Below are 21,768 nucleotides of genomic sequence, written 5' to 3'. Positions count from 1 at the left end.
TTCGTATGGAAAACCCGGTCGATTCGATGCTATCACAAGCGGCAAGCCAATGAACCGGGTCAACCTGTTTTCTGAGTGACACTCAAAAATACCTATTGACGCTTACGTAAATCTGGCGTGAAATGCGCGTTGAACGTCGCGCCTTAAAGATCGGAAGATGCGATTCCGCATAGGGCCGCAGACGAGGCCAGCCCGAATTCGCCGGCAACGCTCGCCGGCCGCCAATGAACTCTGGAGACACAGCAATGAGCAACCTGCCCGGTTTGCAATTCCCACTCGGCGAAGAAATCGAAATGCTGCGCGACAGCATTGCCGGGTTCGCTGCGAAAGAAATCGCGCCGCGTGCCGGCGAGATCGATCGCACCGATCAGTTTCCGATGGACCTGTGGCGCAAATTCGGCGATCTCGGTGTGCTCGGCATGACGGTCTCGGAGGAATACGGCGGCGCGAACATGGGCTACACCGCGCATATGGTCGCGATGGAAGAGATCTCGCGCGCGTCGGCGTCGGTCGGTCTTTCATACGGCGCGCATTCGAATCTGTGCGTGAACCAGATTCATCGCAACGGCACCGACGCGCAAAAGCAGAAGTACTTGCCGAAGCTCGTCTCCGGCGAGCATGTCGGCGCGCTCGCGATGAGCGAGCCGAATGCGGGCTCGGACGTCGTGAGCATGAAGATGCGCGCCGACAAGAAAGGCGATCACTACGTGCTGAACGGCACGAAGATGTGGATCACCAACGGCCCCGATTGCGACACGTTGGTTGTGTATGCAAAGACCGACGTCGAAGCGAATTCGCGCGGCATTACCGCGTTTATCGTCGAAAAAGGCATGAAGGGTTTTTCGGTTGCGCAGAAGCTCGACAAGCTCGGCATGCGCGGCTCGCATACGGGCGAACTCGTGTTTCAGGACGTCGAAGTGCCCGAAGAAAACATTCTGGGTCAACTGAACGGCGGCGTGAAGGTGCTGATGAGCGGCCTCGACTACGAGCGCGCCGTGCTCGCGGGCGGCCCGACCGGCATCATGGTCGCGGTGATGGACGCGGTCGTGCCGTATATCCACGACCGCAAGCAGTTCGGCCAGTCGATCGGCGAATTCCAGTTGATTCAGGGCAAGGTCGCCGATCTCTACACCACGTTGCAGGCGTGCCGCGCGTATCTGTACGCGGTGGGCCGTCAACTCGATACGCTCGGCACGGAACACGTGCGCCAGGTTCGCAAGGACTGCGCGGGCGTGATTCTCTATACCGCGGAAAAAGCCACGTGGATGGCCGGCGAAGCGATCCAGATTCTCGGCGGCAATGGCTATATCAACGAGTATCCGGTTGGACGTCTGTGGCGCGATGCGAAGCTCTATGAGATCGGCGCGGGCACGAGCGAGATCCGTCGCATGCTGATCGGCCGCGAGCTGTTTGCGGAAACGATGTAAGCCGGGCCAACGAGGAGAACGACGCGATGCCGATCATCGAATCCAAGCTGAATCCGCGCTCCGACGACTTTCGCGCCAACGCGGCCGCGCTCGAGGCGCTGGTCGACGATCTTCGCGCGAAGGTCGAGAAGCTCGCGCTGGGCGGCGGCCAGGCCGCGCGCGAAAAGCACACGGGCCGCGGCAAACTGCTGCCGCGCGAGCGCATCGAAAAGCTGCTCGATCCGGGCACGCCGTTTCTCGAGTTCTCGCAACTCGCGGCTTACGGCATGTATAACGACGACGCGCCGGGCGCGGGCGTCATCACCGGCATTGGGCGAATTGCGGGCCACGAGTGCGTGATCGTCTGCAACGATGCGACGGTCAAGGGCGGCACCTACTATCCGGTCACCGTGAAGAAGCACGTGCGCGCGCAGGAAATCGCCGCGGAAAACCGCTTGCCGTGCGTGTATCTGGTCGACTCGGGCGGCGCGAATCTGCCGAATCAGGACGACGTGTTTCCCGACCGCGACCACTTCGGCCGCATCTTCTACAACCAGGCGAATCTGTCCGCTGCGGGCATTCCGCAGATCGCCGTGGTGATGGGCTCGTGCACCGCGGGCGGCGCGTATGTGCCGGCCATGAGCGACGAGTCGATCATCGTGAAGAACCAGGGCACGATTTTTCTCGGCGGTCCGCCGCTCGTCAAGGCGGCAACCGGCGAAGTGGTGAGCGCGGAAGACCTCGGCGGCGGCGACGTGCATACGCGTCTTTCCGGCGTGGTCGATCATCTCGCGCAGAACGACGCGCATGCACTGGCGATTGCGCGCAGCATCGTCGGCAATCTGAATCGTACGAAGCATGTGCCGGTCGCGTTGCAGGAACCGAAGCCGCCGCGCTACGACGTGAAGAGCATGTACGGCGTGATTCCCGTCGACACGCGCAAGCCGTTCGACATTCGCGAGGTGATCGCGCGCATCGTCGACGACTCGGCATTCGACGAATTCAAGGCGCGCTACGGCACGACGCTTGTGTGCGGCTTCGCGCATGTCTGGGGGCATCCGGTCGGCATCATTGCAAACAACGGCATTCTGTTTTCGGAGTCCGCGCTCAAGGGCGCGCACTTCATCGAACTATGCTGCCAGCGCAAGATTCCGCTCGTGTTTCTGCAGAACATCACGGGTTTCATGGTGGGCCGCAAGTACGAGAACGAAGGCATCGCGCGTAACGGCGCGAAGATGGTGACGGCCGTTGCCACGGCGAAGGTGCCGAAGTTCACGGTGATCATCGGCGGATCGTTCGGCGCGGGCAATTACGGCATGTGCGGACGCGCGTATTCGCCGCGCTTCTTGTGGATGTGGCCGAACGCGCGCATTTCGGTGATGGGCGGCGAACAGGCCGCGTCGGTGCTTGCCACGGTCAGGCGCGACGGCATCGAAAGCCGCGGCGGTTCATGGAGCGCCGACGAAGAAGAAGCCTTCAAACAGCCGATTCGCGAGCAGTACGAGCATCAGGGGCACCCGTACTATGCCAGCGCGCGCCTGTGGGACGACGGCGTGATCGACCCGGCGCAAACGCGCGACGTGCTCGGCCTCGGTTTGTCGGCGGCGATGAATGCGCCGATCGAAGACACACGCTTCGGCGTGTTCCGGATGTGACAGAGCGCGACGCATGGGAGCCGCCACGATGCACTATGAAACGCTGAATGTCGAGATCGCCGGACACGTCGCGACCGTCACGCTGAATCGTCCTGACGTGCGCAATGCGTTCAACGAAACGATGATCGCCGACATCACGTCGGCCTTCACCGCGCTGAACACACGCGACGATGTGCGCGCAGTCGTGCTCGCCGCGAACGGCAAGGCGTTCTGCGCGGGCGCCGATCTGAACTGGATGAAGAAGATGGCCGGCTACTCGCACGACGAGAACCGCGCCGACGCAATGTTGCTCGCCAGCATGCTGTCGTCCATCTATCGCTGCAACAAGCCGGTGATCGCGCGCGTGAACGGCGACGCCTACGCGGGCGGCATGGGCCTCTTGTCCGCGTGCGACATCGTGGTCGCGGTGGAAAGCGCGCGCTTCTGTCTTTCTGAGGCGCGTCTCGGCCTGATTCCGGCGACCATCGCGCCGTACGTGATACGCGCGTTGGGCGAGCAGGCGTCGCGGCGCTACTTCATCACCGCCGAGCAGTTCGACTGCGCGACCGCGCTGCGCCTCGGGCTCGTGAGCGAAGCGGTCAGCGCGGAGCAACTCGACGCCACCGTGCAGCAGATCGCGCAAACGCTCTGCGCCAACGGTCCAGAAGCGGTGCGCGCCTGCAAGCAACTCGTGCAGGACATGGCCGGCCGCGAGCTGAACGATGCATTGATCGAAGACACGGCGGCGCGCATCGCTCGCACGCGAGCCGGTGCGGAAGGCCGCGAAGGCGTCGCGTCGTTCCTCGAAAAGCGTACGCCCGCCTGGCGCGACTGACGTGCGGCTCACCGACATTGCGCGGCGCCTTGAGGCGTTCACCAGAAGAATATCCCGAGATCGAGACAACACATGTTCAACAAGATCCTGATCGCCAACCGGGGCGAGATTGCGTGCCGCGTCGCGGCGACCTGCAAGCGGCTCGGCATCGCCAGCGTGGCCGTCTATTCGGATGCGGACGCCGATGCCAAACACGTGAGCGCGTGCGACGAAGCCGTGCATATCGGCGGCGCGAGCGCGGCGGAAAGCTATCTGCGCATCGAGCGCATTATCCAAGCGGCACGCGCGACGGGCGCGCAGGCGGTGCATCCCGGCTACGGTTTTCTGTCGGAGAACGAAGACTTCGCGCATGCATGCGAAGCGGCGGGCATCGTATTCATCGGACCGCCGGTCGACGCGATTGCGGCGATGGGTTCGAAAGCCGCCGCGAAGGCGCTGATGCATGCGGCCGCGGTGCCGCTCGTGCCCGGCTATCACGGCGACGATCAGAACCCCGAACTATTGCATCGCGAGGCGGATTCGATCGGCTATCCGGTTCTGCTCAAGGCGAGCGCGGGCGGCGGCGGCAAGGGCATGCGCGTGGTCGAGCGCAGCGAGGATTTCGTGGCGGCGCTCGCTTCGTGCAAGCGCGAGGCGGCGAGCAGCTTCGGCAACGATCGCGTGCTGATCGAAAAGTATCTGACGCGGCCGCGCCACGTCGAAGTGCAGGTTTTCGCGGATCGTCACGGCGGCGCGGTGTATCTGTTCGATCGCGACTGCTCGGTGCAGCGTCGTCATCAGAAGGTGCTGGAAGAGGCGCCCGCGCCGGGATTGTCCGCGGAAATCAAGCGTGAAATGGGCGAGGCCGCAGTCGCTGCCGCGCGCGCGGTGAGCTATGTCGGCGCGGGCACGGTCGAGTTCATCATGACGGCTACCGGCGAGTTCTATTTCATGGAAATGAACACGCGTCTGCAAGTCGAGCATCCGGTCACGGAGATGGTGACGGGCCAGGACCTGGTGGAATGGCAACTGCGCGTGGCCGCAGGCGAGCCGTTGCCGCTGACGCAAGATCAACTCAAGATCGACGGCCATGCGATCGAGGCGCGCATCTACGCCGAGCATCCGGCGCGCGGCTTCTTGCCGTCCACCGGCACGCTCAAGCATTTGCGCATGCCTGAAGGCGTGGAATTCGCGATCGACGCGGCCGGCCTCGGCGAGCCTGGCCGTAAAGCGCCGGTGCGTATCGACAGCGGCGTGCGCGAGGGCGACACGATCACGCCGTTCTACGATCCGATGATCGCAAAGCTGATCGTGCACGGCGCGACGCGAGAAGAAGCACTCGCGCGAATGAGCCGTGCACTGCACGCATGCGAAGTGGTCGGGCCGCATACGAACGTCGAGTTTCTGCAGCGCATTGTCGAAAGCGAGCCGTTTGCGAGCGGCGATCTGGACACCGGTCTGATCGAACGGCATCACGAGGCCCTGTTCGCGCCCGTGAAAAAGCCTTTCAAGGAAGCACTCGCGCTCGCATGCGGCGCGTTGCTCACGCGCGAAGGCGGCACCGCGCACGGCGCGTCGCCCTGGGATGCGCTGTCGCACTGGCGTCTGAATGGCGGCTACGCGCAGACGCTAGGCTGGCGCAGTGTCGAAGACGACAATGCGTTCACGGTCACGTTCGCGCGCGACGGCGGCACGCAAACGCTCGAACACGACGGTCTGCGCGAAGGCTTCACGTGGTCGAGCGGTTCGGGCTTGCATGAATATCGCGCGACCATCGGCGATGCGCGGGCCACGGGGCGCGTGTTTATCGACGGCGATACGTTTCATGTGTTCTGCCTCGGTCACGCACTGGCGTTCGAGTGGCAGAACCTGCTCGCGCACGCCGCGGATGCGGAACATGGCGAAGGCCGGCTGACCGCGCCGATGCCGGGCAAGGTGATCGCGGTGCTCGTCGAGCCGGGCACGGTGGTGGAGAAGGGCACGCCGCTCATCGTGATGGAAGCGATGAAGATGGAGCACACCATCGGCGCGCCGGCGGCCGGCGTTGTGTCGGAAGTGCTGTATGCGGTGGGCGATCAGGTTGCCGACGGCGCGCAGCTTCTGGTGCTGGACGTGCAGTAGCGCGGGAATAAGCGCACGATTAAGCGCACGATTAAGCGCGCCGACAGGCTGAGCCAATCGGCGCCGTATCAGCCAAGCCGCGTATACCCCACCGCGCGCGCCTCGCTCTCGAGCTGCGCGATGCGCTCGTAGTCCTCGAGCGGTAACGCGGAAAACCCCTGCAAACGCAGGCGTTTTGCGCGTTCGGGATGCAATGCCAGCGCTTCGTTCAGTGCGTCGCGCAGTGCTTCGACGGTCGCGGCCGGCACGGTGTCGGACGCAATCAACGGCAGACCCGGCGACGCCGCTGTCATGCCGATGCGTCGAACCTGCCGCGCCAGTTCCGGCATTTCATCGCAGACGAAAGCGAAGGTCACGCAATCTATCGCGGCGACGTCCGCGTGATTGTCCGCGACGGCGCGCAACGAGCCGACATGCGAGCCGGTGCGCAGCGCGGCGCGGAAAAACGCACCTTCCTGCGAGTGTGGCGCCACTGCATGACGCAGCGCGTTCATGCCGCTATTCGAATCGTCCTGATTGTAGGCAACGCGCGCGCCGCGGCACGAGGCCAGCGTATCGAATGGTGCGTCGGCGCGCGTGACGATGACGCTCGAGTAATGCGCGCCTTCGCAACCGGGCGCGTCGAAACGCGGCGTCGCGACGAGTTGCACCTGTTCGCGCAGACCATGCATCAACGGATAACCGCAGGTTTGTGAAATCAGCAGATTGGGCCGCCGCCAGAAGCCGTGCAATTCTTCATCGGGATCGACGATGCGGCACGCCGGCTTGACCATGCGCAGCACGTCCGCAAGCCACCCGCGCCACTCGTTTTCCAGCGAGGGCGTGACGTTGTACATCGGCAGGGCGGCGATCCAGGTCATGGCGCAGTGCTTGCATGGCGAATGGGTGGACTAATGCATGATCATACGGAATTCGTCGACGCCTAGTGGCACTGGCTCTGTCGGCCGGAACGTCCACTTCCGTGCGGCCACTGTGAGGATCTCGCTTTGCGCGCCCTCGAAGGCGAGCAGCAAGTCTTTCTTGCGCGCGCTTGCCGCGCCGCAATAGGCGATGAGCGCGTCCGCGCTGACTTCGAAAACCTGCGCCCGGTCGTCCCAGCAGACCCTGAACGCGACCGTTGCGCGCTCCGTGACACAGGGCCGGAATCCGTCATCCACATAGACCGACATGGCGACCTCCTTTTCGCGCGCGCCTGAGTCGTCAGCATGACAAGCTCCGCACCGCCAGTATGTGGGAGAGCCAGCATTCGCGAGAAAAAGCCAGTGCATGCCAACGGGCGCGGCGCGCGGGCCAGGGTTGTGCAATAGGGTGTCACTGAAACGGGATTCTCTTGATTCGATCGTCCCGCTTTGATAATTAGAAATGGAAAGGCGAATTAATAAAATGAAATATAAAGCCGCGATAAAGAGAGCGTGAAAAGATCAGGAAAGGAAACTCAATCGACCGCCGCTTGACTTCACACTATCGCGCTGGCTAAATGCATCCCGTTCGGTTCTTTCTCCACGTCTCCACGCAGGGAAAGTCGTTGCGCCGGGCTCGGGGCTATGTGTTCGCACATAGCCCTTAATTATTTGTAATCAATTGGCGATACTAATCGTGTTGGAATTTCCAAACGCTTTTATTGATTTTTAAATTAATCAAGGTATGCTGCGCGTCCGCAATGTCTTTCTGAAACGTGAATAAAGGAACAAGGATGAAAAAGACAGCATTGACTTCCGCCTCTCTCGCACTGCTGGTCGCGGCGGGGTCCGCCCATGCACAGAACAGCGTGACGTTGTACGGCGTGATCGACGCCGGCATCGGCTATGTGCATAACGCCAGCTCGGGCAGCAATCTCGCGGGCATGCTCAACGGCAATCTGAGCGGCGACCGCTGGGGGCTGAAGGGCCAGGAAGATCTGGGCGGCGGCCTGAAGGCGATCTTCACGTTGGAAAATGGCTTCGACGTCGGCACCGGCAAACTCGGTCAGGGCTCGCGCGAGTTCGGCCGCCAGTCGTTCGTCGGGCTGACGGGCGCGACATGGGGCACGGTGACGGCCGGCCGCCAGTACGATCCGATCACGGACATGGTGCAGGGCGTCACCGCCGACAACTTCTTCGGCTCCGCCTTCGCAACGCCGGGCGACGTCGACAACAACGACAACAGCGCGCGCGTATCGAACGCGGTCAAATACGTGTCGCCGAACTACGCCGGCCTGCAGTTCGAAGCACTGTATGCATTCAGCGGCGTCGCGGGTCAGGCGGGCCAGGGCTACACCTACAGCGGCGCGGTGTCGTACTCGAACGGTCCATTCTCGCTCGCGGGCGGCTACCTGCGCGCGACCAACGCATCGTCTACGGCCGCGCGTTCGAGCTGGGCGAGCAGCACGACCGATTCGATCTTCGACAGCCATATCAACGACGGCTACGTGACGGCGAAATCGGTCAGCATCGCGCAGATCGGCGGCCAATACGCGCTCGGCCCCGTCACGCTCGGCGCTTCGTATAGCAACACGCAGTTGAAGAGCGACGGCGCGTCCACCTTCACCGGCACCGAGAAGTACAACAGCGGTAAAGCCTTCGTTGCGTATCAGGCGACGCCGGCACTGGTCGCGGGTCTGGGGTACGCGTACACGGCTGCCTCCGGCGACACGTCGGCGCATTACCACCAGTTCAGCATCGGCGCGGACTACAACATCTCGAAGCGCACGGACTTCTACGCGGTCGCGGCCTACCAGCACGCGAGCGGCACGCAGCGTCTCGCCGATGGCACCACGCAGGACGCGCAGGCTTCGATCGGTTCGTATGGCTACAACGGCACCGATTCGCAGGCGCTGGCGATCGTCGGTATCCGTCATAAGTTCTGATGTTCCGCTGCGGTTGATTCTGCTGTAGCGGCTTGTTGACGAGCTTGTTGGCGAGCTTGCTTGCAGCAGAGAAACCGACGACCCGGACGCGTAAGTGTCCGGGTCGTTTTCATAGTGGACTGCGAGAACTACGACCCTGCATCGGCGTTCAAGCGCTCATCGCGCAGCGCAAGCAGATCGGGCAACTGCGCGAACGAATCGATTAACGCATCGCACTGCAAGGCCGTCGCGCCATCCGGGCCGCCATAGCCGTAGCGCACGATAAACACCGGCACGCCCGCCGCGCGCGCCGCGCTGACATCGACGGGCGAATCGCCCACCAGAACGCTGCATTCCACGTCTGCATCCAGCAACCGGCACGCGTGCCACAGCGGTTGCGGTGCAGGCTTCATGCTGTCGATCGAATCGCCTGCGACCAGTACGTCGATATCTTGCGCGAGTCCTGTCATGCGCAGCAGCGGTGCGGCCAACGCCTCCGGTTTGTTGGTCACGCACGCGAGCCGATAGCCGAGCCGTGCGAGCTCGCGAAGACCTGCGGCGACGTGCGGATAAACATGACCGAAGCGCCCATTCGTCTGCCGATAGTGCCGATCAAACACCGCGAGCGCGGCGTCCATGTCGACTCGTCCATCGAGCGCCGCCGTTTCGAGCGTGCGCTTAACCAGGTTCGGCACGCCTTTGCCGATAAAACTGCTGACCGTGTCGAAGGGCAACGGCGGCTGATCGAAATCGGCGAGCATGCAGCTCACCGCTTCGACAATATCCGGCGCTGTGTGGACCATGGTGCCGTCGAGGTCGATCAGCACGGCGCGCGTTCGTGATCGCGGCAACGCTTGCGTTAGCGTTAGCGCTTCAGGCGAAAAAACCGGCGGCGTCGTCATACGGCCGCAGCCTCGCTCAACGCATTGCGATGCCAGCCACGCAATGTGGCGAGATCCACCCATGCGGGCCGCTCATTCTCGTTCGCAGCCGCCGAAGCGAGCGGCGCATGCGGATCGCCGAGATGAGGCAGCACGGCGAGCGCGCCGTCGAAGGAATGATGCGCTGTGTATGCTGTCGGCGTCACGATAGTCGGAACAAACGCTGCACGCGCCGCGCGCAAGCCGTTCGCGGAATCTTCGAACGCGATGCAGTCCTGGCCTTTGAGGCCGAGTTGACGAAGCACGTCGAGATACACATCGGGCGCGGGCTTCTTTGACTGCGTCGTGCTTGCATCGCCAATCGCGGCAAAGCGGCTGCGCCATTCGGGGCCGAACGGTCCGTGCAACAGCGCGTCGAGATTCGCGGGCGTGGTGGTGGTCGCGATGGCGACGGGGATAGAGGCCGCGCCCGCTTCATCGATCAGGCGTGCGATGCCCGGCCGCAACGGCAAGCCGCCATCGCGAACATGCGCCGCATAGTGACGCGTCTTGATCGCATGCACCGCGTCGATCACGCGGCTCACGCCGGGGCCTTCCGCCTCCTCGGGATCGACGATGCGCCAGTAGTGCAGCAGACGCTCCTTGCCGCCCGCCACTTCCAGAAGGCGCACATAGAGCGCTTCGTCCCAGTGCCAGTCGAGACCGGCTTGCGCGAACGCCGCGTTGAACGCGTGCAGATGCGCGCTTTCGGTATCGGCAAGCGTGCCGTCGACATCGAAGATCAGGGCTTGCATGGGCCGGTCCTCTCGCAGTGATGGAGAGCCGGCGCGATGCGTGACTGCATGAGTGCATGACTGCATACCGCCGGTATGCAAGCCACGATAGCGGAGCGCGCACGCGATTTGAATTCAGAGATTCTTTGACGGGCGATAACGCATCGTTTAACGGTCCATTACCCGTGCGGCAATTGCAGACCCGTCACGAAGTACGCGTGCAGTCCATGTGCGAAGCGCTTGAGCCGCGTGACGATCGACTTGTTCGCGCGCGTGAGACCGTTATACCCGAGCACGGCCGGTATCGCGACGAAGAGCCCGAACGCGGTCATGATGAGTGACTCGCCGACCGGTCCGGCCACATGATCGATCGACGCCTGACCCGTTTCGCCGATCACGATCAGCGCATGATAAATGCCCCACACCGTGCCGAAGAGCCCGACGAACGGCGCGGTGCTGCCGATCGACGCCAGCACCGCGAGGCCGCTTTGCATATGCGCGACGGCGTCGTCGATGCTGCCTTGCAGGCGGCGCGCGATCCAGTCCGATACGTCGATGCGATCCTGCAAATGCGGCCTGGTGTCGCGATGATGCGCGGCCGCCTCAGATGCGGCCATCGCAAGAGCGAGCAGCGGATTGTCGCGCAGCGCCTCAGCCGATGCCTCACTACTGTGGCCCGCAAGGCCGCCCAGGTTCCTGAGCCCATGTTCGAAGTTGTCGGCCTGCCAGAACTGCGCGTCGGTGCGCCCGGTTACTCGCTTGATGCGCAGCACATGCCACAGCTTGACGACGATAACCGTCCACGACAGGATCGACATGATGAACAGTATGCCGAGAATCGCGCGCGTGATGAAATCGCCGCTTTGCCAGACATTCGCGAGACCATAGTGCTGCATGACCGTTTCCTTCGACTCGTCGAGCCGCCGCGTTCATTGTCCGCCGCGGCCCGGTGTTTTAGTACCGTTAGCGGCCTTGCCAGGTCAATTCGGGAAAATCTCCCGCCTTCGTCCGTTGTCAAACGATCCTCTAATGAACTACTTTGCTTGAATGCCGGCCTTGCGCGGCACAGTGCTTTTACAACGGAGCAGAACATATGCTGGAGACACGGTTTCGCAAAACAACACGGGGACGCGCCATCGTTTCAGCCTTGATCGCGGCGGGTATGGTCGCGGCGACGGCGTTCGGCGCCGCTTCGGCGCATGCCGCGGCGCCTCTCGCCTATGTGACGAGCGAGAAGGGCGGCGTCGGTGTGATCGACCTCGACAAGATGACGTTGACCCGAACCTTCCCCGTCGGCGCGGACGGCCCGCGCGGCCTGAGCCTCAATGCGGACGGCTCGCGCCTGCTGGTCGCCAACAAGAACACGGGCGATCTTGCCGTGATCGATACGGCTTCAGGCGAAGTCGTGCAGCGGGTGAAGATCGGTCAGAACCCGGAGTTTGTGCGCGTGCACAACGGCTATGCGTATGTGACGTATGAGCCGGGCGAAGACGGCGGCCCGCCTGCAGCGAGCGGACAGTCTGGGAAGCCAGCCGAGAAGCCAGCCGAGAAGCCAGGCGAAGCGCAAGCCGGCAAACCCCACGCCGACGACGATGACGACGCCAACAAGCCGCCCGCCGAGATCGCTATCGTCGATATGAAAAGCTGGCGCGTGGTGCGCTCGGTGACGAGCGGCCACGAAACCGAGGGCATCGAATTTTCACGCGACGGCAAGAACATGCTCGTCACCAACGAAGGCGACGATACGGTCTCCGTCTATCACGCGCGCACAGGCGCGCCCGTCAGGACCGTGAAGCTCGCGGCGGGCGGGCGTCCGCGTGGCATTCGCCTGTCGCCGGACGGCAAGGACTACGTGGTCACGCTGGAGTCGCTGAGCAAACTCGTCGTGATCGACGCGCGCACGTTCAAGGTGAAGAAGACCGTCGATACCAAACTGGGTCCTTACGGCGTCGCCTACGGTCCCGACGGCAAGCGGCTTTTCGTCGCGGCGGCGCGCGACAAGACGGTGCAGGTATTCGACGGCAAGAGCTACGAGCATCTTGCCGACGTGCCGGTCGGTCAGCGTTGCTGGCACTTCAGTTTTACGCCCGACGGCACAAAGCTGCTGGTCGCCTGCGGGCGCTCCGATGCCGTTTATGTGCTCGACGCGCGCAGTTATCAGCCGGTCACGCAGATTGGTCAACTGCCGCTCGCGTGGGGCATCGTCACCTATCCGCATAGCGACGGCTCGATCGAATCGCACTGAGCACGCGGAGGTCATGCGCGAGCCGACGCATGACCGCCCTCACTTTCACCTACTTCCACGCATAGCGCAGACCGACCCAAAACCCGCGCGGCGCGCCCGGTCCGACGAACTGTTCGTTGCTCGGATTCGCGCCGTCGAACGTATGGTTCGGGCCGTTGAAGAAGTTTTCTCCGAGCGAACCGAAGCTCGCATAGCGCTTGTCGAGCAGATTCGAGACGCTCGCAAACACCTGCAACTGTTTGGTGACCTGATACGACGTGTCGAGATCGATCAGAAAATAGCCGGCGATCTTGCCATTGACGTCCTGATTGTTTTCGTCGCCCTGTGCATAGATGCCGCCGCGCCACGTGAGGTTCGCGCCGACTCTCCACTTCGCGGTCGCCGCGTAGTCGAGTTGCAGCTTGACCGTGTTCGCCGGAATGCCGGGCAGATGATCGCCGGGCTTCACGTTGATGTTGCCGTTCGCATCCGCGCTGGAATTGCTCGCGCTGTTCTCGGTCCACGCGGTGCGATACGTCGCGTCGATGTAGTTGTAGCTCGCAGTCACCGCGAGCGGGCCTAGCTGGCTGCGTCCCGAGAGTTCGAACCCTTGCCGGCGCGTGCGGCCCACGTTCTGAAAGAAGCCGCGATTGCTCGCCGCGCCATTGCTGGCGATGAATTCGATGTCGTTATCGAGCGTGGTTCGATAGACGGCGGCGCTCCAGCTTGTCGTCTGGCCGATTCGTCCGCGTGCGCCGATTTCGAAGGTCTTCGAGATCACCGGTTGCAGCGGCGGGTCGGACACGAAGTCGTTCGGCAGCGAGCAGGGCGCGGCCGGGTCTGCACACGCGAGTTCGATCGCGGTCGGCGAGCGCATGCCTTCGTTGTAGGTTGCGTAGGCGGTGAACGCCGAGGTCGGATTCCAGTTGATGCCGACCGCCGGATTGAAGCGCGAAAACGTATGGTGTCCGTCCAGTTGCGGCTGAAGGCCGCTCGAATCGCCGATGGTCGCTTCGGCCCAGTTGTAGCGTCCCGCGAGCGTCAACGTCCATTGCTTCGTCAGCGATAAAGTGTCTTGCAGATAGATGCCGTAGTTGCCGTTATGGGTTTTCGCCGCGGTTTCCTGCGTGAAATCGCCGATGCCGACCGTCGCGCGCGAAGCCGTGAAAACCGCATCCTGCGACGATTGCGTGTAGCGCGAATTCGCGATGTCCGCGGATACGCCCGCAACGAACTGGTTCTGCATGCCGCCGAGTTTGCCGAGCAGCGTGAGTTGCAGGCTCGCGCCGTAACTATCGGTAGAGACGACGGATTTCTCGTTGGTCGCCTGCGTGGTGTCGACGTCGCCGTCGTCGTCGATCGAACCGAAGTTCGGATTCGTGTTGCTGCTCACATTGCTATTGCGGAAGTGCCGGTAGTACGCATTGCCGCTCAGCTCGACGTTATCGCTGAAGTAGTGTTCGCCCGACAGCGTCACGTAGCCCGCGCTGTTCAGGTTCTGATCGGGATACGTATAAGGCTGCTTCGGATTGCCAAGGAATGAGCGCGGAATGGTTTGCGTGCCGTGCAGATCGTTGTCCGCGCCGCCTGCGGATAACGACAGCGTGGTGTCGGCATCGGTATAACGCAGCTTGCCGAAAATCTGCCGCACGCGGCTCGCATTCTGCTCGGCCCAGCCGTTGTCGTTCGTGACGTTGCCGGTCACGTAGTAGTCGAGGTTCTGGCCGATCGTGCCGCCCTGTTCGATCTGCGCGGTCTTGCGGCCCCACGAGCCGAGCGCCACTTCGGCCTCGCCGCCGGGGCTCGTCTTGCCGTTCTTCGTCGTGATGGCGAGCGCGCCGCCAAGCGTATTCAGCCCATACGTCGGATTCGAACCGGGAATCAATTGAATGGTGTCGATGGCCTGTTGCGGCAGCACGTCCCAGTTGACCACGTCGCCGAAAGGCTCGTTCACGCGCACGCCGTCGACGAACACCGAAATGCCCTGTGGTGTGCCGAGCAGCGGCGACGCCGTGAAGCCGCGATAGTTGACGTTCATCTGATACGGGTTGCCTTGTGCATCGGCGATGTCGACGCTCGGCAGATTCTTCGCCAGGTAATCCGTGAGGTTGAAGCGATGCTGCGCTTCGATGTCTCGCGCGCGAACGGTCTGCACGTTGGCGGGCACCTGCGCGAGCGGCGTGCCGATGCCGAGCAGCGGCGTCGTGCCGACCACCACCACGGGCGCGAGCGTGGTCGAGGGCGTATCGTCTGGCGCATCGGCTGCGGCAGCCGCCGAAGCAGGAGCCGCAGCCGCAGCCGCAGCCGCAGCCGAAGCCGGTACGCCAGCCGCCGGCTCCGCTTGCGCCCATGCGCCTATCGACATGCTCGCGAGCGCGCTGCCGAATCCAAGCGTGATGCCGGCTCGCCGCCTGAAGCCGAGGCCGGGTTTTCCGCGGCGCACGCGTGATGAGATATTCATTATTCTGTCTCCTGCCGAATCGACGCTTTCTTCGGACGCAGCCGCGTGGCGGCATACGTAGCGCTTTCTTTCAAGGTGTGCAAAGCTTCGCATGCGCGCTCGCGTGAAGGCTCGGGAGCTTTTCCCGAAATCGCGAGGAAGCGTTCCCAAACTGGTTGCGACGAACTTCGTGTCCGATTGGCCTGACTAGAATGCAAACGTGATGTCGAGCGAATCCACCCAACCTCATCAAACGCGCCGCAATATGCCGCGCAATCCGCCGCATTCAGCGGTGCCGCGCGATCTTGCCTGCGTGCTCGCGCTGACCTTGCTCGCGGCCGCGCTCGGCTCGCTGTTCGATGTCAGCGAGCGCGCTTATCGGTGGACGCGCGGCGTCGAGCGCTTTCAACTCGACGAGTTGCCGCTCACGCTGTGCGTGCTGTCGCTGGGGCTTGCGTGGTTCGCGTGGCGCCGCTATCGCGAGACGCGCAGCGAGCTTGCGCATCGCCGCGTGCTCGAAGAAGAGGCCGAACGTCTGCTCGCCGACAACCGGCGTCTTGCGAACCAGGCGTTGCAGGCAGAGGAACTCGAACGCCGCCATCTCGCGCGCGAACTGCACGACGAACTCGGCCAGTACCTGAACGCCATTTCACTCGACGCAGCACGTATTCGCGATCTCTCCGCCGCGCGCGAGCCGGAGATTCATCGCATATCGGTGGAATTGATGCGGAGCGCGAGCCATGTGTATCGGCAGATCGGCGGAATGATTCGGCGCTTGCGGCCTATCGGTCTCGACGAATTCGGTTTGCCGAGCGCGCTCGAGCATTGCATCGACGGATGGCGCGAGCGCTTGCCCGACGCGTCGTTCTCGCTGACGATAGAAGGCGATTACACAGGGCTCAGCGACGCGCTCACCATCACGCTTTACCGGCTGGTGCAGGAAGGGCTGACGAACGTGTCGAAGTTCGCGCGGCACTCGCGCGTGGAAGTGTTTATGGTGCGCGCGCCGCGTGAGGCGCATGTGCCGCAGAAAAGTGCCCAAAAACGCGCGCCAATCGATGAAATCGTCGTAACGATGGCCGACGACGGTCCCGGCGTCGACCTCGATGCGCCGCGCGCGGGCCTGGGGCTCATCGGCATGCGCGAGCGGGTCGAAGCGCTAGGCGGCGAGTTTCATGTCGCGAGCAAGCCCGAAGGCGGCTTCCTGTTTTGCGCGCGCGTGCCCGCTCAAGCGGGACTGGCGGAGCCGGTGAACTGAAGGCCGAGGCGGCTTGCCATTTGTGCGAGTTGCACACCGTTGTCCGCGCCGAACTTCTGCCGGATCACCGACTGATGATTGGCCACGGTCTTCTGGCTGAGGCCCAATTTTTCGGCGATGCTCGGCAGCGTGTAGCCTTGCACGAGCAAACGCAAGACCTCGAATTCGCGCGCGGACAACTGCCGTCCGGGCGGGCCTTCGCTGAATGCATTGCGCAGCGCGAGTGCCTGCGAAATGTCGGGACTTAGATAACTGGCGCGCCGCGCGATCGTGCGCACCGCTTCGACCAGCACGTCGGGCGCGCTGGCTTTCGTCACATAACCGAGCGCGCCGGCGTCGAGTGCGCGGCGCACGAAAATCGCCTCTTCGTGGACGCTGAAAATCAGCACGCGCGCATCGGCCTCGCGCGCGAGCATGCGCCGCATCGCTTCGATTCCGCTTGCGCCCGGCAACGAGACATCCATCACGACGACATCGGGCCGCAGCGCGCAGAAGCGCTGATAGGCCTGAGCGGCGTCGGCTGCTTCACCGCACACGTGCACGTCGGCATTCACTTCGAGTAGCCGCCGGTAGCCTTCGCGCACCACGGCGTGATCGTCGACGAGCAACACTGAAATGTCCGCCGCTGTCATGGTCAACCCCCGGTGTGGCCGTTGTCGTTTGGCTCGTCGTGCGCCGTTTTTTGCACCTTGTTTTGCGGTGCATGCGCGCCCGTCAGCTTGCGCGAGTTTGCATCGTTGCGGAACATGATGGGCTGCTCTCGCGGTTCATGCGCCGCCGCCGCGAGACGCGTCACGTCGACCACTTTTTCATGCAACGGCGACTTGTCGCACACAGGGTCCGCATTGGCCGCATCGCCGGTGAGCAGATACGCCTGGCAACGGCAGCCGCCGAGATCGTTTTCCTTCTCGTCGCAACTGCGGCACGGCTCTTTCATCCATTGCAGACCGCGGAAACGATTGAATGCGTCGCTCTCGTACCAGATCTCGCGCAGCGGCATGTCTTTCACATTCGGCAGCACGAGGCCGGGCAGCGCGCGCGCCGCGTGACAGGGCAGCGCGGCGCCATCCGGCGCGACGCCGAGAAACACCGCGCCCCAGCCGTTCATGCAGCGCTTCGGGCGTCGCTCGAAATAGTCGGGCACGACGAAGAAAATCTTGCAGCGGTCGCCATGCGTGCGCCGATAGCGTTCGACCACCGCTTCGGCTTCCTCCAGTTGTTCGCGGGTCGGCATGAGCTGCGCCTGATTGTGATGCGCCCAGCCGTAGTACTGCGTGTTCGCGAGTTCGAGGTATTCGGCGCCCATCGCGAGCGCCATGTCGATGATCTTGTCGACGTGCGGCAGGTTATAGCGATGCAGCACGCAGTTCAGCACCATCGGAAACCCATGCTGTTTGATCGATGCCGCGACGCGCTGCTTCAGATCGAACGTGCGTGTGCTGCTCAAGAAGTCATTGAGTTCCTGAGTCGAGTCCTGAAACGACAACTGAATGTGATCGAGCCCGGCCGCTTTCAGGTCGCCGAGGCGCTTGTCCGTGAGACCGACGCCCGAGGTGATCAGATTCGTATAGAAGCCGAGCTTGCGCGCTTCGCCGACCAGCACTTCGAGGTCGTCGCGCATCAGCGGTTCGCCGCCTGAAAAGCCCAATTGCGCGGCGCCGAGCGCGCGCGCCTCGCGCAGCACGCCGAGCCATTGTTCGGTGCTGAGTTCGCGATTGTGATCGGTGTAGTCGACGGGGTTGTAGCAGAACGCGCAATGCAGCGGGCAGCGATACGTCAGTTCCGCGAGCAACCACAGCGGCGGCGCGACGCTCGCGGGCGTCGCTTCGGGCTGTGCTTCAGTGTGAATGTCGGCAGCAGGTTGCGAGAGATCGGTCATTGCGCTACTCCAGCCATCCGCGCGAATGCGCTTCGGTCACGAATGCGCGTACTTCGGGGCCAAGTCCTGTTGCGTTGAACGCCTGCTCCAGATCGGCGATCAGCGTTTCGATGTCGCGCGTGCCGTCGCAACGCTTGAGGATTTCCGCCGCGCTCTGATTGAGCTTCACCATCCCTTCCGGATAGAGCAGCACATGCGCGTTCTGCGCCGGTTCCCATTGCAGCCGGAACAGCTTGTTGAGCGCGGGACGATCGGCGTTGGACGTGTCGTTCATTGCGGAAAGGCCTTTTCGATCGAGTCCAGCATGGTCCACAGAATGTCGAGCTTGAATTGCAGAATCTCGAGCGCGCGTTCCTGCTGTTCGCGCCGCGTGAAGTAATTCAGCGTGACTTCGAGGCCGTGCTCCACGTCGCGCTGTGCGAGCGTGATGCGCGAGCGAAAGTAGGCGAGGCCGGAGGGTTCGATCCACGGATAGTGTTCGGGCCAGCTCGCGAGCCGGTCGCGATGAACCTGCGGCGCGAACATTTCGGTGAGCGACGAGCACACCGATTCCTGCCACGGCGCGCGGCGCGCGAAGTTCACGTACGCGTCGACGGCGAAGCGCACGCCAGGCGTCACATGTTCGAGCGACCACAGTTCGTCGCGCGAGAGGCCCACTGCATCGCCCAGACGCGCCCATGTTTCGATGCCGCCTTCCTCGCCGCCGTAGCCGTCGTGATCGAGAATGCGCAGCACCCAGCGGCGGCGCGTTTCGCGATCCGGGCAATTCGACATCACGGCCGCGTCCTTCAGCGGAATGTTGATCTGATAGTAGAAGCGGTTCGCGACCCAGCCGCGAATCTGTTCGGGCGAGCAGCCGCCGCTATTCATCTTCACATTGAACGGATGATGAATGTGGTACGCCGTGCCTTTCGCGCGCAACTGCGCTTCGAATTCCTCACGGGTCCAGGCTTCGTCGCGGGCGCGCTCGCTGCCTGGCGTGGTGCCCAACGTGTCTTTCGCGTTCATGCAATCTCCCGTTCCTGCGCGACGCGTGCTGCGTGGCCGCGCTTCATAGTTCGAAGGTCATGCCGTCGTAGGCAACTTCAATGCCGTGCTCCGTGAGAAGGCGGCGTTCCGGGCCATCCTCGACGAGAATCGGGTTGGTGTTGTTGATGTGGATCAGCACCTTGCGCGCGTTGTTTGCGTCGAGCGAATCCAGTACTTCGATCATGCCACCAGGTCCCGATTGCTGCAGATGACCCATATCCGCAGCGGTTTTCTTCGAGAGGCCGAGGCGGATCATTTCATCGGCGGTCCACAACGTGCCGTCGACGAGCAGCAGATCCGCCGCGCGCATCGCCTCGAGTACGTGCGGTTCGATCTCGCCGAGACCGGGCGCGTAAAACACGCGCTTGCCGGTCTGCCGGTTCGTGAATACGAGCCCGATGTTGTCGCCGCGCTCGGGCGAGTTGCGATGCGGCGAGTAGGGCGGCGCCTTGCTGGTGAGCGGCAGCGCGTCGATCTGCACGCCGGGCAATGCGTCGACGCTGAGCGGCGCGCCGTCGAGCGCGATCCGCCGATGCTCGACGCCGCAGTAGTGCGAGAGGATCGGCGCGATCGGAAAGCCGCTTGTCAGGTCCTGCCAGACGGCGTCGGTTGCATGGAGCGGCAGCGGCGTGTCGCGCTCGCGCAGCATCAGGAGGCCGGTGACGTGATCGATCTGCGCGTCGATGACGAGCACCGCCGCGATGCCGCTGTCGCGCGCGCGGCGGGCCGGTTGCAGTTCGGGGTTCGCGGCGATCTGCGCGAGCAGATCGGGCGACGCATTCACGAGCAGCCAGTCCTCGCCGTTCGCGCTCACCGCAATCGACGATTGCGTGCGGCGCGTGGCCTTCAGCGTGCCGCGCCGCACGCCGTCGCAATTGCGGCAGTTGCAGTTCCACTGCGGAAAGCCGCCGCCCGCCGATGAGCCGAGTACCTTGATTTTCATGCCGCGCGGCGCAGCGTGCGCCCCTCGTCGGTGAGTGGAAGAAACAGTGTTGTCAGTGCATCGGCCACGCGTGCATGCAAAGCGGGATCGCTTGCAAGATGGCCGGCGCGCACGCATTCAATGTGAGCATTGGGAACCGCTCGCGCGAGGCGCCGCAGGTTATCCGGCGGACACACGGGATCGCGCGAACCGTGCACTGCAAAGAGCGGTACGCCGGCCGCGGCGGCGCGGCGCGCGAACGACAGCAACCGCGCTTCGCCGAGCCAGCAGTGATGCATCAGGTAATGCGCCTGAATGCGGTACTTGCCGATGAGCTTGCGGCTGTCCTTGTGCGAGAGCCTGGCCGGTACGAGCCTGCGCCGCGTGTTCGCACTCGCGAGCACGGCGTTTTCATAGCCGCGCCATGCGAGCGCGAGCTTGCGCTGCTGGGCCTCGCTTGCGCGGCCGCGTTGCAGTCGCGCATGGCATTGCGAAAGCAGCGCAGCGGGCCGCTTGCAATGCGCAGCGGCGCAGAGCTTTTGCCATGCGCGCGGCGCGCGTTTTCGCGACGTGACGAACAGGCCGCGAACCTCGCGCATCGACGTGAGAAAAAGGCCGCGCAACACCACGCCCGTCACCGATTGCGGATGCCGTCCCGCATAGGCGAGCGCGAGCGCCGCGCCCCACGATCCGCCAAGCACGCCCCAGCGTTCGATGCGAAGCCGCGCGCGTACCGCTTCGATGTCTTCGATCAGGCGGTCGGTGCGATTGCGGCGCACGCCGCCGCGCGGCGTCGAGGCTCCAGTGCCGCGCTGATCGATCAGCACGACCCTGAAGCGCGTCAGGTCGAAGAGCCGCGTTGCGTCAGGCTGACTGCCGCTGCCTGGGCCGCCGTGCAGGACGACGACCGGCACGCCGTCGTCGGCGCCGGCAACCGTGAACGACACGCGATGCGCGTCGCGCGTGCGCAGCGTGCCGGTTGTTCGCGCCCGCGTCATGGCAGCATCCTCGCGAGCAGATTGTCGCGGTCGATCCATTGATGCTTGATCGCGCCCGCCACATGCAGCACGATCAGCGCGATCAGCAGATACGCCGTCACTTCATGAATGCCGAAGAACAGTTCGCGTAAGCCGGGATCGTCCCAACCCCACTTCGGCAGCGGAATGCCCCAGAAGCGCGTCCCATAGCGATTGAACGACGAGCCCAGATAGCCCGACACAGGCATGACAACCATTGCCACGTATAAAAGGCCCTGCGTAGTGCGCGCGGCGGCGCGTTGCCACGGTCGCATCGGCGGCAGGGGCGGCCGATGAAAGGCCGCCCGCGCCGCGATGCGTAGAAGCACCAGCAGGAAAACTGTGAGTCCGATGGATTTATGAAGGTTCAGCAGCGTCGCCTTGAGCGGCAGGCCCTTCGGCAGTCCGACCATGTAGAGCCCGAGCGCAAGCAGGCCGATGATGCCGAACGCGATCAGCCAGTGCAGCGCGATCAACGAACCCGCATAGCGCTGCGTGGACGCGTCGGCGCGGCGTTGTGCGGAAGAAGCATGCGCGGTCGTCATCT

20 protein-coding genes are annotated in these 21,768 nt (G+C 63.5%); 7 read left to right on the top strand and 13 right to left on the bottom strand.

Annotation, left to right across the window (positions count from 1 at the left end; all coding sequences use genetic code 11):
- Positions 1–245: 245 nt before the first annotated feature.
- The 4 genes from AB6809_RS13080 to AB6809_RS13065 all read left to right on the top strand — a co-directional run bounded on the left by AB6809_RS13080 (position 246) and on the right by AB6809_RS13065 (position 5,975).
- Positions 246–1,427 carry an isovaleryl-CoA dehydrogenase gene (locus AB6809_RS13080; RefSeq protein WP_006046556.1) on the top strand — a complete coding sequence of 394 codons (1,182 nt, stop codon included), beginning with the start codon at positions 246–248 and terminating at the stop codon, positions 1,425–1,427.
- Between the two features lie 26 nt (positions 1,428–1,453).
- Positions 1,454–3,061: a carboxyl transferase domain-containing protein gene (locus tag AB6809_RS13075; protein WP_053859355.1), complete on the top strand. Its 1,608-nt coding sequence runs from the start codon at positions 1,454–1,456 to the stop codon at positions 3,059–3,061.
- Between the two features lie 28 nt (positions 3,062–3,089).
- A complete protein-coding gene (locus tag AB6809_RS13070; protein WP_107707607.1) occupies positions 3,090–3,875 on the top strand; it encodes an enoyl-CoA hydratase/isomerase family protein in 786 nt (261 codons plus the stop codon).
- A 72-nt stretch (positions 3,876–3,947) separates the two neighbouring features.
- Positions 3,948–5,975, top strand: coding sequence for an acetyl/propionyl/methylcrotonyl-CoA carboxylase subunit alpha (locus AB6809_RS13065; protein ID WP_114157053.1), 2,028 nt, complete (start codon positions 3,948–3,950; stop codon positions 5,973–5,975).
- A gap of 68 nt (positions 5,976–6,043) precedes the next feature.
- Here the strand turns inward: AB6809_RS13065 and AB6809_RS13060 are convergent, their stop codons facing one another.
- The gene (locus AB6809_RS13060) at positions 6,044–6,835 is read right to left on the bottom strand and encodes a phosphate/phosphite/phosphonate ABC transporter substrate-binding protein (protein ID WP_006046560.1); all 792 of its coding nucleotides are present in this window, start codon (positions 6,833–6,835) and stop codon (positions 6,044–6,046) included.
- 30 nt (positions 6,836–6,865) lie between these two features.
- On the bottom strand, positions 6,866–7,144 hold the full coding sequence (locus tag AB6809_RS13055) for a DUF1488 family protein (protein WP_029966005.1): 279 nt from the start codon (positions 7,142–7,144) through the stop codon (positions 6,866–6,868).
- 524 nt (positions 7,145–7,668) lie between these two features.
- Here AB6809_RS13055 and AB6809_RS13050 point away from each other — a divergent pair.
- On the top strand, positions 7,669–8,820 hold the full coding sequence (locus tag AB6809_RS13050; protein ID WP_371026804.1) for a porin: 1,152 nt from the start codon (positions 7,669–7,671) through the stop codon (positions 8,818–8,820).
- Between the two features lie 128 nt (positions 8,821–8,948).
- Here the strand turns inward: AB6809_RS13050 and gph are convergent, their stop codons facing one another.
- The 3 genes from gph to AB6809_RS13035 all read right to left on the bottom strand — a co-directional run bounded on the left by gph (position 8,949) and on the right by AB6809_RS13035 (position 11,349).
- Positions 8,949–9,701 (bottom strand): phosphoglycolate phosphatase, encoded by a 753-nt coding sequence (gene gph / locus AB6809_RS13045; protein WP_006046563.1) that lies wholly within the window; start codon positions 9,699–9,701, stop codon positions 8,949–8,951.
- Positions 9,698–10,474, bottom strand: coding sequence for an HAD family hydrolase (locus tag AB6809_RS13040; RefSeq protein WP_371026803.1), 777 nt, complete (start codon positions 10,472–10,474; stop codon positions 9,698–9,700). Before AB6809_RS13040 ends, gph begins: the two co-directional genes overlap by 4 nt.
- 158 nt (positions 10,475–10,632) lie before the next feature.
- Positions 10,633–11,349: a MotA/TolQ/ExbB proton channel family protein gene (locus AB6809_RS13035; protein WP_371026802.1), complete on the bottom strand. Its 717-nt coding sequence runs from the start codon at positions 11,347–11,349 to the stop codon at positions 10,633–10,635.
- A 197-nt stretch (positions 11,350–11,546) separates the two neighbouring features.
- Here AB6809_RS13035 and AB6809_RS13030 point away from each other — a divergent pair, with 197 nt between their 5' ends.
- Positions 11,547–12,698 (top strand): beta-propeller fold lactonase family protein, encoded by a 1,152-nt coding sequence (locus AB6809_RS13030; protein WP_107707515.1) that lies wholly within the window; start codon positions 11,547–11,549, stop codon positions 12,696–12,698.
- A 49-nt stretch (positions 12,699–12,747) separates the two neighbouring features.
- Here AB6809_RS13030 and AB6809_RS13025 read toward each other — a convergent pair whose 3' ends face one another.
- Entirely contained in the window at positions 12,748–15,138 is a 2,391-nt protein-coding gene (locus AB6809_RS13025) for a TonB-dependent receptor (RefSeq protein WP_310400805.1), read from the bottom strand.
- A gap of 202 nt (positions 15,139–15,340) precedes the next feature.
- On the opposite strand from AB6809_RS13025, the gene AB6809_RS13020 reads away from it, so the two are divergent.
- Positions 15,341–16,375 (top strand): histidine kinase, encoded by a 1,035-nt coding sequence (locus tag AB6809_RS13020; RefSeq protein ID WP_371026801.1) that lies wholly within the window; start codon positions 15,341–15,343, stop codon positions 16,373–16,375.
- On the opposite strand, the gene AB6809_RS13015 is transcribed toward AB6809_RS13020, so the two are convergent.
- From AB6809_RS13015 to AB6809_RS12985, 7 genes are read right to left on the bottom strand one after another with little or no spacing between them, the layout of a single operon-like run.
- A complete protein-coding gene (locus tag AB6809_RS13015) occupies positions 16,345–17,007 on the bottom strand; it encodes a response regulator transcription factor (RefSeq protein WP_006046571.1) in 663 nt (220 codons plus the stop codon). The two genes, AB6809_RS13020 and AB6809_RS13015, sit on opposite strands and share 31 nt — an antisense overlap.
- A gap of 2 nt (positions 17,008–17,009) precedes the next feature.
- Positions 17,010–18,254, bottom strand: coding sequence for a pyrroloquinoline quinone biosynthesis protein PqqE (gene pqqE, locus AB6809_RS13010; protein WP_371026800.1), 1,245 nt, complete (start codon positions 18,252–18,254; stop codon positions 17,010–17,012).
- Between the two features lie 4 nt (positions 18,255–18,258).
- Positions 18,259–18,528 (bottom strand): pyrroloquinoline quinone biosynthesis peptide chaperone PqqD, encoded by a 270-nt coding sequence (gene pqqD / locus AB6809_RS13005; RefSeq protein ID WP_029965995.1) that lies wholly within the window; start codon positions 18,526–18,528, stop codon positions 18,259–18,261.
- A complete protein-coding gene (pqqC, locus tag AB6809_RS13000; RefSeq protein ID WP_029965992.1) occupies positions 18,525–19,262 on the bottom strand; it encodes a pyrroloquinoline-quinone synthase PqqC in 738 nt (245 codons plus the stop codon). The genes pqqD and pqqC overlap by 4 nt, the downstream gene beginning before the upstream one ends.
- 43 nt (positions 19,263–19,305) lie before the next feature.
- Positions 19,306–20,226, bottom strand: a complete 921-nt coding sequence (gene pqqB, locus AB6809_RS12995) for a pyrroloquinoline quinone biosynthesis protein PqqB (protein ID WP_029965991.1) — start codon at positions 20,224–20,226, stop codon at positions 19,306–19,308.
- The gene (locus tag AB6809_RS12990) at positions 20,223–21,203 is read right to left on the bottom strand and encodes an alpha/beta fold hydrolase (protein ID WP_371026799.1); all 981 of its coding nucleotides are present in this window, start codon (positions 21,201–21,203) and stop codon (positions 20,223–20,225) included. The genes pqqB and AB6809_RS12990 overlap by 4 nt, the downstream gene beginning before the upstream one ends.
- Complete coding sequence (locus AB6809_RS12985; RefSeq protein ID WP_371026798.1) at positions 21,200–21,766, bottom strand: cytochrome b; 567 nt, start codon at positions 21,764–21,766, stop codon at positions 21,200–21,202. The genes AB6809_RS12990 and AB6809_RS12985 overlap by 4 nt, the downstream gene beginning before the upstream one ends.
- Between the last annotated feature and the right edge of the window lie 2 nt (positions 21,767–21,768).

The sequence above is a fragment of the Paraburkholderia sp. RCC_158 genome (assembly GCF_041355255.1).
GTDB lineage: Bacteria > Pseudomonadota > Gammaproteobacteria > Burkholderiales > Burkholderiaceae > Paraburkholderia > Paraburkholderia graminis.
This window is presented reverse-complemented; position numbering and strand designations above follow the sequence as displayed.

What these genes read in the sequence shown, in the direction of transcription:
- AB6809_RS13075 (WP_053859355.1), top strand. Translation starts at nt 1,454, where the DNA reads ATGCCGATCATCGAATCCAAGCTGAATCCGCGCTCCGACGACTTTCGC.
- pqqC (WP_029965992.1), bottom strand. Translation starts at nt 19,262, where the DNA reads ATGAACGCGAAAGACACGTTGGGCACCACGCCAGGCAGCGAGCGCGCC.
- AB6809_RS13080 (WP_006046556.1), top strand. Translation starts at nt 246, where the DNA reads ATGAGCAACCTGCCCGGTTTGCAATTCCCACTCGGCGAAGAAATCGAA.
- pqqD (WP_029965995.1), bottom strand. Translation starts at nt 18,528, where the DNA reads ATGAACGACACGTCCAACGCCGATCGTCCCGCGCTCAACAAGCTGTTC.
- AB6809_RS13025 (WP_310400805.1), bottom strand. Translation starts at nt 15,138, where the DNA reads ATGAATATCTCATCACGCGTGCGCCGCGGAAAACCCGGCCTCGGCTTC.
- AB6809_RS13050 (WP_371026804.1), top strand. Translation starts at nt 7,669, where the DNA reads ATGAAAAAGACAGCATTGACTTCCGCCTCTCTCGCACTGCTGGTCGCG.
- AB6809_RS13055 (WP_029966005.1), bottom strand. Translation starts at nt 7,144, where the DNA reads ATGTCGGTCTATGTGGATGACGGATTCCGGCCCTGTGTCACGGAGCGC.
- AB6809_RS13070 (WP_107707607.1), top strand. Translation starts at nt 3,090, where the DNA reads ATGCACTATGAAACGCTGAATGTCGAGATCGCCGGACACGTCGCGACC.
- AB6809_RS13040 (WP_371026803.1), bottom strand. Translation starts at nt 10,474, where the DNA reads ATGCAAGCCCTGATCTTCGATGTCGACGGCACGCTTGCCGATACCGAA.
- AB6809_RS13035 (WP_371026802.1), bottom strand. Translation starts at nt 11,349, where the DNA reads ATGCAGCACTATGGTCTCGCGAATGTCTGGCAAAGCGGCGATTTCATC.
- AB6809_RS12985 (WP_371026798.1), bottom strand. Translation starts at nt 21,766, where the DNA reads ATGACGACCGCGCATGCTTCTTCCGCACAACGCCGCGCCGACGCGTCC.
- AB6809_RS13065 (WP_114157053.1), top strand. Translation starts at nt 3,948, where the DNA reads ATGTTCAACAAGATCCTGATCGCCAACCGGGGCGAGATTGCGTGCCGC.
- AB6809_RS13030 (WP_107707515.1), top strand. Translation starts at nt 11,547, where the DNA reads ATGCTGGAGACACGGTTTCGCAAAACAACACGGGGACGCGCCATCGTT.
- pqqE (WP_371026800.1), bottom strand. Translation starts at nt 18,254, where the DNA reads ATGACCGATCTCTCGCAACCTGCTGCCGACATTCACACTGAAGCACAG.
- AB6809_RS13015 (WP_006046571.1), bottom strand. Translation starts at nt 17,007, where the DNA reads ATGACAGCGGCGGACATTTCAGTGTTGCTCGTCGACGATCACGCCGTG.
- AB6809_RS13020 (WP_371026801.1), top strand. Translation starts at nt 15,341, where the DNA reads ATGTCGAGCGAATCCACCCAACCTCATCAAACGCGCCGCAATATGCCG.
- AB6809_RS13060 (WP_006046560.1), bottom strand. Translation starts at nt 6,835, where the DNA reads ATGACCTGGATCGCCGCCCTGCCGATGTACAACGTCACGCCCTCGCTG.
- gph (WP_006046563.1), bottom strand. Translation starts at nt 9,701, where the DNA reads ATGACGACGCCGCCGGTTTTTTCGCCTGAAGCGCTAACGCTAACGCAA.
- pqqB (WP_029965991.1), bottom strand. Translation starts at nt 20,226, where the DNA reads ATGAAAATCAAGGTACTCGGCTCATCGGCGGGCGGCGGCTTTCCGCAG.
- AB6809_RS12990 (WP_371026799.1), bottom strand. Translation starts at nt 21,203, where the DNA reads ATGACGCGGGCGCGAACAACCGGCACGCTGCGCACGCGCGACGCGCAT.